The 12746-nt window shown below is 51.3% G+C and carries 13 protein-coding genes; 11 read left to right on the top strand and 2 right to left on the bottom strand.

What is annotated here, in order from left to right; genetic code table 11:
- Positions 1–20 precede the first annotated feature (20 nt).
- The 3 genes from H6868_00805 to H6868_00795 are packed head-to-tail and all read left to right on the top strand — an operon-like array spanning position 21 to position 3627.
- A complete protein-coding gene (locus H6868_00805; protein ID MCB9987852.1) occupies positions 21–1166 on the top strand; it encodes a cytochrome c biogenesis protein ResB in 1146 nt (381 codons plus the stop codon).
- Between the two features lie 5 nt (positions 1167–1171).
- Positions 1172–3043: a cytochrome c biogenesis protein CcsA gene (gene ccsA, locus H6868_00800; protein MCB9987851.1), complete on the top strand. Its 1872-nt coding sequence runs from the start codon at positions 1172–1174 to the stop codon at positions 3041–3043.
- A complete protein-coding gene (locus tag H6868_00795) occupies positions 3040–3627 on the top strand; it encodes a TlpA family protein disulfide reductase (protein MCB9987850.1) in 588 nt (195 codons plus the stop codon). The genes ccsA and H6868_00795 overlap by 4 nt, the downstream gene beginning before the upstream one ends.
- A 32-nt stretch (positions 3628–3659) precedes the next feature.
- Here H6868_00795 and H6868_00790 read toward each other — a convergent pair whose 3' ends face one another.
- Both H6868_00790 and H6868_00785 read right to left on the bottom strand, forming a co-directional pair.
- Positions 3660–4160, bottom strand: coding sequence for a hypothetical protein (locus H6868_00790; protein MCB9987849.1), 501 nt, complete (start codon positions 4158–4160; stop codon positions 3660–3662).
- A 59-nt stretch (positions 4161–4219) separates the two neighbouring features.
- Positions 4220–5425: a DEAD/DEAH box helicase gene (locus H6868_00785; GenBank protein MCB9987848.1), complete on the bottom strand. Its 1206-nt coding sequence runs from the start codon at positions 5423–5425 to the stop codon at positions 4220–4222.
- A gap of 446 nt (positions 5426–5871) precedes the next feature.
- On the opposite strand from H6868_00785, the gene H6868_00780 reads away from it, so the two are divergent.
- The 8 genes from H6868_00780 to H6868_00745 are packed head-to-tail and all read left to right on the top strand — an operon-like array spanning position 5872 to position 12715.
- Positions 5872–6570, top strand: coding sequence for a thermostable hemolysin (locus H6868_00780; protein ID MCB9987847.1), 699 nt, complete (start codon positions 5872–5874; stop codon positions 6568–6570).
- Entirely contained in the window at positions 6567–7979 is a 1413-nt protein-coding gene (locus H6868_00775) for an AMP-binding protein (GenBank protein MCB9987846.1), read from the top strand. Before H6868_00780 ends, H6868_00775 begins: the two co-directional genes overlap by 4 nt.
- On the top strand, positions 7954–8628 hold the full coding sequence (locus H6868_00770) for an iron-containing redox enzyme family protein (protein ID MCB9987845.1): 675 nt from the start codon (positions 7954–7956) through the stop codon (positions 8626–8628). The genes H6868_00775 and H6868_00770 overlap by 26 nt, the downstream gene beginning before the upstream one ends.
- Positions 8618–9373, top strand: coding sequence for an SDR family NAD(P)-dependent oxidoreductase (locus tag H6868_00765; GenBank protein ID MCB9987844.1), 756 nt, complete (start codon positions 8618–8620; stop codon positions 9371–9373). The genes H6868_00770 and H6868_00765 overlap by 11 nt, the downstream gene beginning before the upstream one ends.
- 19 nt (positions 9374–9392) lie before the next feature.
- Positions 9393–10100, top strand: a complete 708-nt coding sequence (locus tag H6868_00760) for a hypothetical protein (GenBank protein ID MCB9987843.1) — start codon at positions 9393–9395, stop codon at positions 10098–10100.
- A gap of 17 nt (positions 10101–10117) precedes the next feature.
- Positions 10118–10693, top strand: coding sequence for a hypothetical protein (locus tag H6868_00755; GenBank protein MCB9987842.1), 576 nt, complete (start codon positions 10118–10120; stop codon positions 10691–10693).
- Positions 10694–10712: 19 nt separating this feature from the next.
- Positions 10713–11390, top strand: a complete 678-nt coding sequence (locus H6868_00750) for a response regulator transcription factor (protein MCB9987841.1) — start codon at positions 10713–10715, stop codon at positions 11388–11390.
- A complete protein-coding gene (locus H6868_00745) occupies positions 11366–12715 on the top strand; it encodes a sensor histidine kinase N-terminal domain-containing protein (protein MCB9987840.1) in 1350 nt (449 codons plus the stop codon). Before H6868_00750 ends, H6868_00745 begins: the two co-directional genes overlap by 25 nt.
- Positions 12716–12746: the final 31 nt, after the last annotated feature.

The raw sequence follows: 12746 nt of genomic DNA, 5'->3' as shown, positions 1-12746 counted from the left end.
GGAACGCCATATTGCGCGGTATGAATTTTCCCGCTGGCATATCTCTCACAAGAGTCCTCAAATTTGCGTCCCGTACGGACGTTTTTTCCTATGCCTTGATGTGGTTGATGGTGTTGCTGGTGATCGGAACGGTCAGTCAGAAATATATCGGCCTTTATCAGGCGCAGGAAAAATACTTCGGTTCCTGGTTTGTCTGGGTTGGGGGAATGGTGCCGTTGCCCGGCGGCGCTTTTGTCCTGACGGTTATTTTTATCGGTCTGGTTTCCAAACTGGCGATACAGACATGGACAAAAGAAAAGATCGGGACTTTGATCGTTCACCTCGGGGCTGTTTTGTTGCTGTTTGGCGGGTTTTTGACGGCGCAGTTCAGTTATGAAGGCAATATGATGGTCGCCGAGGGGCAGGAAATAAATTTTGTTTCTGACTATCACGAATCCGAGCTGGCCGTAGTAGAAGTGGTTGATGGTGTTGAAAAAGAAGCTGTTCTTTTTCCGCAATCGGCTTTGCAAAGCGGCGCTGTTTTAAAGGATGCGTCTTTGCCGTTTTCTATCAAGTTGCTGACATATTGCTATAACTGCGAAATTGTCCGGCTGGATGAATCACGGGAAAAAGGTGATGCGCACGGGATGGCTTTGAACTTTGATCTGGTGGACAAACCGCGCGATAAACAGGATGAGAGCAATCGCACCGGTGTGACGTTTGAACTGCAGGGGGCGGGGGAAGCGGATGGCCGTTATTCTCTTTTTAAATTCATGCCCATTCGGCAAAGCCTGACGGTTGGGGATCGCCATTTCTTTGTCGATATACGCGCCCGGCGGACGTATCTGCCGTTTTCAATTTACCTGATTGATTTCAAAAAGGATGTCCATCCCGGAACGATGATGGCGCGCAGCTATCAAGCTGAGGTGAATTTGCGGGATGGTGATCTGGAGTGGCATAGTCTGATCGAGATGAACCAGCCGCTACGCTACAAGGGCTATACATTTTATCAGTCTTCATTCATGTCCGGTCCGGCGGGTGAGGAAGAGGTGACGGTTTTGGCCGTGGTGAAGAATGCCGGGCGAATGTTCCCCTATATCTCCAGCATTATTATCTGTATCGGGTTGCTGATCCATTTGTTTATGCGTTTGCCGCCGATGTTCGCCCGGAAAGAGGAACGTCCATGAGGTTTATGGCTTTGATATTGCTGTTTCTTGTGGCGTTGCCGGTGACGGCACGGGCGCAGGAACCGTTGGCTTTGCCGCCGGTCTTTGATTACGAAGATTTTGTCCGCCTGCCGATTTTGCATGAAGGCCGGATTAAACCACTGGATACTTTCGCCCGCGTTATGCTGACAGGGTTCTACGGTAAAGATTCTATGCCGGATATAAGCGCTGCGGCGTGGCTGGCTGAGATGTTATTCAATCAATCACAGGCTTATCAGCGGCCGGTATTTAATATTGCCAATCCGGATGTTTTGAATGCGATTGGCCTGACATACCGCCTCCACCACCGTTATTCCTTTGTCGAGGTGTCTCAGGCGCTGGCACCGCATATTGCTATGATCCGAGCTTTGCGGACGCGTGACGAGAAAGATTTGTCGGTGGCGCAAAGCCAGCTTTTGGAGCTGTATGCCAAAACCATGTGGTACTTCGAAATCAGCCGTTCACTCTCTCTGGTGTTGCCCAAGTTGTCCGTCGATGATCCGGGGCTGGCTGAAAAAATGGGTATCGCGCCGGGCGCAGAGCTGACCTATTTTGAAATGATGGCGCATCGCCCGGCTTTTCTGGAGCTTGCCGAAAAAGCTGTTGCAAAAGATCCGGTGGATATGACGGCAGCGGATGAGGAAATTCTGCGGATCGGGCATGGGCTGCAAAGGCTGACGCAGGATCAGCAAAGCCGTATCTTGCGGATCGTGCCGCCGCAATGGGCAGAAGACGGCGATGAGTGGTTTGCACCGTGGGCTGTGCTGGAAAGCGGCAAGGGATCGCCTGAAACGGCGACCTTCTTCGGACAGTTAACCGCTTTGGCGCAGGCCTATCTGGACCGCGATAGCGCAGAGTGGGGCCGTCTCAGCAAGGACATCCATGAAGCTTCATTGGCTATGGCTGACGGGCACATCAAAAAAACCGCCGTGGCTCTGGAATATGGCTATAACCAGCTTGATCTGTTTCGCTACAGCCTGATGGCTTATATAGCGGCGTTGGTGACGTTAATGGCCGGCGGGCTGGGGTTGCGCCGCTTTATGCGCCGGGGGGCGCTGGTGTTGCTGTCGGGCGGGGCGTTGATGCATCTGGCGGGGCTATGTGCGCGTATGTACATTATGGGGCGGCCACCGGTTGCGACCTTGTACGAGTCTATAATCTTTGTCGGGCTGGTGACGGTGGTTTTTGCTCTTGTGCTGGAATGGCGGCAGCGCCGGGGGCTTGGCATTTTGATCGGGGCGGCTACCGGGTCGATCCTCCAGTTTATAGGCATGAAATACGCGGTTGACGGCGATTCAATGGGTATGCTGGTTGCCGTTCTGGATACGAATTTCTGGCTGGCGACGCATGTGGTGACGATCACGATTGCCTATGGCTGTTGTCTGGTGGCGGGATTGTTGGGGCATCTGTATCTGCTGGTTAGTGTTTTTCATCCCGGTCAGTCTGAACGTTTAAACGAACTGGGACGGAATATGCTGGGCGTTGTGCTGGTGGCTTTATTCTTTGCGACGCTGGGCACCATTCTGGGCGGTATCTGGGCGGATCAATCCTGGGGCCGGTTCTGGGGCTGGGATCCGAAGGAAAACGGGGCGATGCTGATTGGCTTGTGGCTGGCGTGGATGCTCCATGCGCGATTGGCCGGGATACTGAGTTCGCAGGGCTTTGCCATGGCCGCGGTGCTGACGACGGTTGTTGTGGCTTTGGCATGGTTTGGGGTTAATCTCCTTAATGTCGGTTTGCACTCCTATGGGTTTACCAAAGGCATTGCCACTAATCTGGGGCTGTTCTGCGGCTTTGAGATTCTGTTTGTCGGGCTTTGTGCTCTCTATCTAAAAACCCGCCGTGAGGTTGCATCGTGAGTTCGTTACAGATCAAACTTATGACATTGACGGCGGCCATTATCATAGCGGTCGCGGCGGTGATGTATGATGCGGGGCGCATGCCGGGAAATCTTGTATCGGCAGATTCCAAAACGGACAAGCCTTCTGAATTTCCAGCCGCGCCGGATTTTACGTTCACAACGCTGGCGGGAAAGGCCATGACGTTGTCATCGGTTCCGGAATCGGGTGTTCTCCTGCATTTCTGGGCAGCGTGGTGTACGGTGTGTATGGCCGAATTCCCGTCTTTGCTCAAGGCCGTGGCGGCGCAAGAAGGACGCGTGGCTTTAATTGCCGTGTCGACCGATGATTCCCGTGAAAAGATGGACAGGGCATTGGCCGCGCTCCGCAGTAAGAACGACGCCATTATGGATTCTCCGTATATCTACTGGGTGTGGGATGACGACAAAGACTTGTCTTTAAAGCAATTCAGCGTTGCCCGCGTTCCGGAAACATTTTTTATCGACTCGGAACAGCGGCTCGTACACAAGGCTGTCGGTGAGGCTGATTGGGTCGGAGAGGACATGGCCGACAAACTTTTTCGCCTTTCTACGTCCTCTCTTTGAAGAACTGTTTTCCAGTCATAAAGGGCCGGTGATTAACGGGTTTCAGGAAAGACAAAGTCACTGATGCTGTCTTTACGGGCCTGACTGAAGGCTCTGTAATGCTCCCCGGCGATTACGGCTTCTTCTGAATCGCATCCGTTTTCTTTGCTATAGGTATCGTCCAGTAGCCGCTGGATATGTTCCCGTCGTTCCAGAACCCGGCTGACAACAAGATCCGGCGGCCATTTCAGAGTGTGAATGCATTCATCGAACAACATGTCCGATGTGGCCTTGAAATTATCCAGGAACACTTCGCTCATGGGTTCGGTTTCCTGAAGACAGTGTTGCTGGTAAGCAAAGGCCCGTTCGTTCAGATCACTCAGCTTCAGCATGTTGTCGAGCGTTTTTTGGCTGGCATAGGTTGTTTCCGGCGGCGCTTGTTTGTTTAGGGATACGCAGGCGCTCAGAGCTGTAAGGAGCATCAGGGAGGAAAAGGTGAGGGCTGCCTTTCGCAGGCAGCCCGAAAGCGTTGATTTAAAGGATGCTACAAACATTTGATGGTTCTTTCTGTTGTGAATATTCTTTAAATCCCTGGATAATATATAGAGGGTTTTCAGGCCGCTCTTTTTTGTGGCGTTCTATTTTTAAAACGTTTTTTTCCGGCTTTCCAGTTTCTCGATTTGTTTCCTGATTTATTTCCGGGTTTTGTGCCGGAAGGCTTTCTGTTTGCTGCCGCTTCCGGGTTCAGGAGCTGTTCAATGGCATTCCATTTCCGGCTGTCTTGCGGTGAAATAAAGCACAAAGCCGAACCTTCGGCGCCGGCGCGGGCGGTACGGCCCATGCGGTGGATATAATCTTCGGCAACCTGTGGCAAATCGTAATTGATTACATGTTCGATATGCGGAACGTCCAGACCGCGGGCGGCGATATCGGTAGCCACCAGAATCCGGAATTTTTTATTACGGAAGCTGTTCATGACGCTGGTCCGTTTGTTCTGGCGCAGGTCACCATGCAGGGCATCGGCTTCATGGCCATCCCGGCGCAGGCTCTTTGCCATTTTTTCACTGCCGTATTTGGTTTTAACAAATACGATCACCGAGCCGTTACGCTCGTCGAGCTGGCTGGTTAGCTCTTTGTATTTTTTGTCCTGTTCGATGCGCATAATGTCTTGCTTGATGTTGTGAGCGACGACATTGGTGGCGCCGATGGATATACGTTCGGGGTTGCTCAGATATTTGCTCGACAGGCGGATGATGGCATCCGGCATGGTGGCGGAGAACATCAATGTCTGGCGTTGTTCCGGCAGGAACTTGACAATCCGGTCAAGCTGGACGCCAAATCCCATGTCCAGCATCCGGTCGGTTTCATCCAGAACCAGAAATCCTGTGTTATTAAGTTTAAGGGAACCGCGTTCCAGATGATCGTTAATCCGGCCCGGCGTGCCGACGATAATCCGCGGCTGCGCTTTTAGCTGGGCAAATTGTTTGCCCATAGGCTCGCCGCCAATGATAAAGGCGGTTTTAATCGGACTTTTGTGACCGAGAAGTTGATGGATAACATCCAGAACCTGTTTGGCCAGTTCCCGTGTCGGGGTCAGAACCAGAGCGTTTCCCTGTGGGGCGCGCAGTAGCGTTTCGACCAACGGGATGCTGAAAGCGGCGGTTTTGCCGGTTCCGGTCTGGGCCGAGCCCAGAATGTCCCGTCCCTGCAGGGCCAAAGGTATGGCTTTTTCCTGAATAGGGGTCGGGTTTGTATATTTCATTTTCTGCAGGGATTGGTGCAGGTTTTCGGAGAGGCCGAAGCCTTCAAAATTTTTCATGATATTTTCTTTCTTATATAAAATAGTTCAGCAAAAGTTATGGCCCTGTGCACTATGCGCGGGATTTGGGCTGCTATAGGCCCGTTTTTCTATAAACATGAACTTTGCGGAAAAAGGTGAGGTTTTAAGACGTTGTTCGTCTTGCAGGTTCACGTATCCTTATATTTGCGGATACTTTTTTCTGTAAGCTCTTATCTCATAGAGAGCAGTAATTAACTCTGGCGCAGTTGTGACAGGTTTCGGGCCGCCTGTCAAACTTTCATGGTTTATCGCTGATTAATCAACGAATTGCCTGCTTGTGAGTTACACGCCATTTCGCGAGCGTTTCTCTGGTTTGCCGCATCGAAGCATATTTTGAAGAGCCTTCAGGTTCACTTCAGGTTAGAGCGGCATACTTGAAATAATCAGAAGTCTTGTTCTCTTATCTTACAAATTGAGGAAAAATTTTGCTTAAGCTTCGTTTGCACGAAAATGACCTGAATACAGGCAATCTGTACCTTCATCAAGGACGATTAAAGCGCCTTAGCCGTCTTTTGCCGTCCGTGATTGATATTACCGGTCGCTTTGAACCCGACCGGGAACGGGTCGAGGATTTTATCAAAGGGATTTATGCCCAGTCTTACGGTGCGGATATCAGTGTTGAATATCCTATGCTGATGAGTGTTCGGGACGAAGATGGCCGGATTCTGGCCGCTGTTGGTTTTCGCTATGCTGCTTGTGAGTCGCTGTTCCTAGAGCAATATACGGGTGCGCCCATTGAATCGATTTTGGATGCACCGCGCGCGCAAATCGTTGAAATCGGAAATCTGGCTTCTGCCGGTAGCGGCGCTTCGATTTTTCTTTATGCCGCTCTGGCGTCCTATCTGGATTTCAAGGGTATCCGCTATGCTACGGTGACGGGGACGGATTTCCTTCACCGTTCGTTTGAGAAACTGGGGCTGGAGCCCCAAAGAATTTGTGCGGCAGATGTGACAGCTTTGCACAAAGGTGGTCAGAACTGGGGTACTTATTACAACGCTAATCCGCGAGTTTTGGCCGGATCGGTTGATAAAAGTGTCATAAAGCTGAAAAAAGCGTTGGGTGCGGAATTTAAAGAATGCCGGCCACGTTTGTTTCCGCGTTTGCATTATAACACAAGCTCATGAGTATACTTTTAGACAGTTTGAAAAAGCATGCTGAACGCATGCCGGATCGCCCCGCGTTGATCGGGGATGATAGTATATTGTCATACGGTGATCTGAGCGCGGCGATTAACGAAAAAGAAACGGCGTTGAAGACTGACGCTTGCCGGGTTGTCGGTTTGCAGATGGATAACGGGATTGAATGGGTATTGTGGGATCTGGCGGCGATAAAAACCGGGATCGTCTGTGTGCCCATGCCGCCGTTTTTTACAAAAGAGCAAATACAGCACGTTATTAAAAGCACCGGGATTGACCATGTTATTACGCCGGAAGGTATAACGGCGACGGGGACCATTTCCGTTGATGCTGTTTTGCCCGGCACAGCCAAGATCACCTTTACGTCCGGCACGACGGGGACGCCCAAGGGTGTTTGTCTTTCCCAAACGGGGTTGGAAAAGGTTGTCGCCAGTATTGTTGAAATGTTGGGGCCGGATTATGCCGGGGATCATTTATCGGTGATGCCGCTATCAATTTTGCTGGAAAACGTGGCCGGCGTATATGCGGCTTTGATGGCTGGCGCGGCATGTCATCTCTACAGCTTGCAAACGACCGGGATGGCTAATCCGTTTGAACCAGATTTTGCGCAGTTGAATACGGTTTTACGAACAAAAAACATATCTTCGGCTATTTTGGTGCCGGAATTGCTGCGCGGTTTGATGGGGGCTGTTGTCCATGCCAAGACCGCATTCCCCGCTATGAAATTTATGGCGGTCGGGGGGGCGAAAGTGGCGCCGGAACTGGTGGTGCAGGCCCGTACGATCGGTTTGCCGGTTTATGAGGGCTATGGCCTGAGTGAATGCGGTTCCGTTGTGGCGATGAATACACCTGCCCATGATAAGCCGGGAACAACCGGGCGGCTTTTATCTCATATTGATGCCGGGATTGTGGATGGTGAAATCGTCATTCATAACCCTGTTTTTCTCGGTTATATCGGCCAATCGCATGACGGGTCGTTTTCGACCGGTGATCTTGGCACTTTTGACGAAGACGGCTTTTTAAGCATTGAGGGTCGGAAAAAGAATGTTCTGATTACGTCTCACGGGCGGAACATTTCGCCGGAGTGGGTGGAGAGTGCCTTGCTGGCACAGCCGGAGATTATGCAGGCTGTTGTCTACGGTGATGCCCTCCCTTATCCCGGAGCTTTAATTACGCTTACAAGTCATGACGTTGATGTCATTGATACGATCCACCGGGCGAATGAATCTTTGCCGGCCTACGCGCAAGTGAAAACGTTTCATGTCGTTCGACCCTTTACGGTGCAGGAAGGGACGCTGACCGGGACGGGGCGCCCGCGCCGGCAGACTATTTTTCAAAAATATCAATCACTACTGGAAGAGGATCGCGATTATGAGCTTTTACGATCGGCTGGTTAAGGAAACGGAAAGCGCGCGGCAGGAACTTTACACCGTGCCGCAACTCACGGATGGGCTGGCGGGGAACATTTCCCGTGAGACATATATTGCCTATCTGACGCAGGCCTATCATCACGTCAAGCATACGGTGCCTTTCCTGATGACGATGGGGGCCCAGATGCCGGAGGCGAAACACTGGTTGCACAAACCGATTGTTGAATATCTCAAGGAAGAAATCGGTCATGAAGAATGGATCTTGAACGATATTGCCGCCGCCGGGGGCGATAAGGATGCCGCGCGGGCCAGCAAGCCCAATCTCGCGACGGAAGTGTTGGTGGACTATAACTATACGTACCTGACCCGCAAGAATCCGGTTGGCTTTTTAGGGATGGTCTTCATGCTGGAGAGCACCAGTATGCAAATTGCCACTCATGGTGCGGACGCCGTGAAAAAAAGTCTGGAATTGCCGCAGAGCGCGTTTACTTACCTGTTTTCTCACGGTTCTCTGGATATTGAACATATGGATTTCTTCAAGACGCTGGTTAACAGGATTGACGATCCAGACGATCAGGCGGCGATTATCGAGGTGGCAAAGGATACGTTTCATTTGTTTGCCGATGTGATGCGGTCTATCCCTCATGACAAAGCGGAGGTGCAAAATGCAGCTTAAAGGTAAACATGTGGTTCTGACCGGGGCGACCGGCGGTATCGGTTGTGAGTTGCTGGAGCGGGTGAAGCAGGCCGGTGCGCGTGTCACAACAGTAGGGCGCAAGAGCGATAATGATATTCAGGCCGATTTATCCGATCCGGCCGGGTTGAGCGATCTTTGCGCGAAACTGGCGAAAATGGATGTTGACGTCTTGCTTAATAATGCCGGGTTGATCTATTTCGGGACAACGACGGATCAACAGGCGGGGAATGTCGAGGCGCTGTTGCGCGTTAATCTGGAAGCCCCGATCCGGCTGGCGCAAGCTGTTATTCCCGGTATGATCCGGCGGGGCGGTGGGCAAATTGTCAATATCGGTTCGATTGTTGGTTCGTTGGCGATGCCGCATTTTACAGTGTATTCGGCGACGAAAGCGGGCCTGAAAAACTTTAGCGAGGGTTTGCGCCGCGAATATGACGGCAAGGGGCTGAGCGTTACCTATATCGCGCCGCGCGCCGTCGATACGGCGATGAGCGGCGGGATTGTCGATGATTTCCACAAGCGCGTTCATATTACGCATGACAGTCCGGAAAAGGTTGCCGATATCATTGTCGATGCGATCCTGAAAGATAAAAAGGATGTCTATATAGGATTTCCTGAATCGCTGTTTGCCCGGATTAATGCTCTGTTGCCGCGTGTGATTGATAGCGGTTTGCTGGAAAAACGCGATGTTGCCGATGAAATGTTGAAATCACAAAAAGCTTCATAGAAAAAGAGGAGAGAAAACCATGAAACAGATACTTACCTTGGCCCTTGTGGTGTTTATGAGCACGCCGGCCCTTGCCCAGCAAGCAGAGCCGGTGGCCATGAATGCGCAACAAACGCAATTACAGATGGGGGATTATATCGCCCGGATTCAAAAGGAATGGGCGCGGATCAAATACCAAGTGCCGGACAAGGACACGAAACTGGCGGATATTGCCAAGCTGGAGAAATACGCTGAGCAGGTCAGCGCCTCTTTCCCGCAAAATCCGGAACCTAAAATCTGGGAAGGGATTGTGTTGTCGACCGATGCCGGGATTACCAAAAGTATGTCCGGGTTGCCAAAAGTAAAGAAGGCCAAAGCTTTGCTGGAATCGGCGCTGGCGATAAACGACCGGGCGCTGGATGGGTCGGCTTATACGAGTCTGGGATCGTTGTATTATCAGGTGCCGGGTTGGCCGATTTCCTTTGGCGATGACGAGGAAGCCGAAAAGAACCTGAAAAAGGCGCTGGCAATTAATCCGACAGGTATTGACCCGAATTTCTTTTACGGTGATTTCCTGTTGAAAGACGGGCGCTATGAGGAAGCAATCCCTGTTTTGCAGCGGGCTCTGCAGGCTGCCCCCAGACCGGACCGTCCTTTGGCCGATGCCGGTCGCCGTCAGGAAATTCAGGCCGCTCTTGTGCAAGCGCAGGAAAAGATGAAAGATGTAAAAGAAGAAGTATATAACTGAGGCAAGATCACGAACAGATGAAAGCACTTCTAGAGCACCAGACCCGGCGGGAGGAGTTTTTTAAATTTCTCCTCCTTCTTCTGGTTTTTGTGTCTTATTTTCTTTATTTGAGCTGGAAATACGGCATGGCTACGGGCGGGATGGTATCGGGATTGACCTGGAGCTTTTTTGTTCTCTGTACGCCGGTGGCGGATGCCGGTTTTTTGATCGACTTTCCGGTCAGGCTGATTACAGGGGTGCGCATGTTCATTCTGGAGGTGTTTGTCTGGATTGTTGCTATTACGCTCAACGTTGTTTCATTATCTTTTTTCCCGGATGTTTACGATAAAACAGTGCTGACATCGCTGTTCCATAAAATTCTGATTACGCCATGGCCTTATTGGAGCATCATCGGTCTTTGTGCTGTGGGGACGTTTTTATCCATTCGTTTTGGTGACGAGATGCTGGACGTGATTTCACACAAGGACCGGGTTTATCATCACAAGCACGGCTTTAAACACAAGGTTATTGTAACGGTGGCCGTTTTTGTTCTGATTGTGTGGGTTTATTATCATTTACTTGAAACACTGGGTGTTCAGGTGCCGGTGGAATAGCAAAGACAGGATATCCCGAATGCGCGTGTTATTGGTTGAAGATGATGAAATGCTGGGGAAAGCTACGGCGGCCGGTTTGAAAACGGCCTATGCCGTGGATTGGTGCTGTAATGCCGAAGATGCGCAGGTCGCTTTGGAAACCACCCCTTATGATTTGATTGTCCTTGATATTAATTTACCGGGACAGTCCGGACTCTCTTTTTTGCAGCAGATCAGGGCGGAAGGTGACGAGCGCCCGGTTTTGTTTTTGACGGCTCGCGATGCTGTTCACCACAGGATTGAAGGGCTGAATGCCGGAGCTGATGATTATCTGGTTAAACCGTTTGACCTTGATGAATTAATTGCGCGGTGCGGCGCTTTGATCCGCCGCTCACAGGGCCGGGCATCCCCGGTCATCACATGGGATGGCCTTGTGTTTGATCCGGTGGGGAAACAGGTCAACAGGGACGGCAAGCCCGTCAAACTATCCGGGCGCGAACTGGCTGTTCTTGAGATCCTGATGTCTCACATGGGGAGGGTCGTCAGTAAAAACCAGATCGAAGAGCATGTTTATGACTGGAATAGCGGGGACATCGAAAGCAATACGGTCGAAGTCCATATTTCGGCTTTGCGGCGAAAGCTGGGCAAGGATTTAATCAAGACAGTACGTGGCGTAGGATATATGGTACCCCCATGGATGGAAAACAATACTCACTAAGGTTACGGATTTTGGCTCTGATCGCTGTTCCGCTGGTTATTACCGGGGCGGCGGTGGGCAGTTTTGCGTTGTTGAATGCCTGGTATGAAATCGAAGAGGTATACGACGCGGAATTGGCCCATGCCGCCAAGTTGCTTTTGCAGTTGACCGAGCACGAACTGGACGAGCACAAAAAAGATGAAATCGAGCTGGGAATTGAAGACAGCAAGGCAACACACCCCTACGAGAAGAATATCGCTTTTAGAATATGGGAAGATAATTTGCTGGTTACCCAGTCGGTTAGTGCCCACGGTTTTGACTCTTTCCGGGCGCCGCCGGGATTTTCCAACCATACGCTGAACGGTGAGCGCTGGCGGTTTTTTGTTTATTTCGGCGAGCATTCGAACATAACGGTCGAAGTTGCCGAGAAGCAGGACGTGCGTATGGATATTACCCTCGATCTTGCGGAAAGCCTCATCGTTCCTTTTAGCCTGTTTGTGCCCATTTTGTTGTTTTTGATCTGGCTGGGGACAACCAAAAGCCTGCAGCCTCTTTCCTTGCTTTCGGTGGCTGTTGACCGGCGGGATATTGATGATCTCTCGCCTTTGCGCGCGCCGTTAATCCCCCGCGAGATTACGCCTCTGGTGGGGGCGCTGAATAAATTGTTTGTCCGGATGGAAGAGAGCATCCGGCGCGAGCGTGAGTTCACAGACAACGCCGCCCATGAATTGCGCACGCCGTTGGCGGCGATGAAAACGCAGGCACAAGTTCTTCTGAAAAAAACAACGGAAAACGCAGAGAAAGAGGGACTTGAGAACCTTGTCGCTTCTATTGACCGGGCTGTTCGTCTGGTCGAACAGCTCTTGTCCTTTGCGCGTTTGCAAAGTAAGGATATGCCCTTTGCCGTGGTCGATTTTTCAACCCTTGTCGATGAGGTCGTGACGGAGTTCTCACCGCTAGCCAAAGCAAAAGGGCAGGCCTTGACGGCGGACGTCCCCCGCGGGATCAGGCTGAAAGGCAATAAAGACGCCCTGCAAATCATGCTTCGAAACCTGATTGACAACGCCATCAAATTTACGCCGGACAAGGGCGATATACGGGTTTCACTGGCCATGCATAACGGGCAGGTGATTCTGGATGTTTCCGATACGGGGCCGGGCGTATCCGACGATCAGAAGGATAAGATTTTCGATCGTTTCTACCGGGTGAGCAAAAGCAAAACCCAAGGCAGCGGTCTGGGGCTGGCGATGGTTAAATGGATTTGTGACTCCCATAAGGCACGGATCGAGATCCGGAATAACACCCCCGCCGGGCTGTCTATACAGGTGTTTGGGTTTCCGCAATGAGCCGTGGTTTCATGTTTAAGAAGGAAATAGT

This window comes from Rhodospirillales bacterium (assembly GCA_020638175.1).
Classification (GTDB): domain Bacteria; phylum Pseudomonadota; class Alphaproteobacteria; order Micavibrionales; family Micavibrionaceae; genus JACKJA01.
The sequence above is the reverse complement of the archived record's forward strand: the minus strand, read 5'-3'. Positions and strand labels throughout refer to the sequence as shown.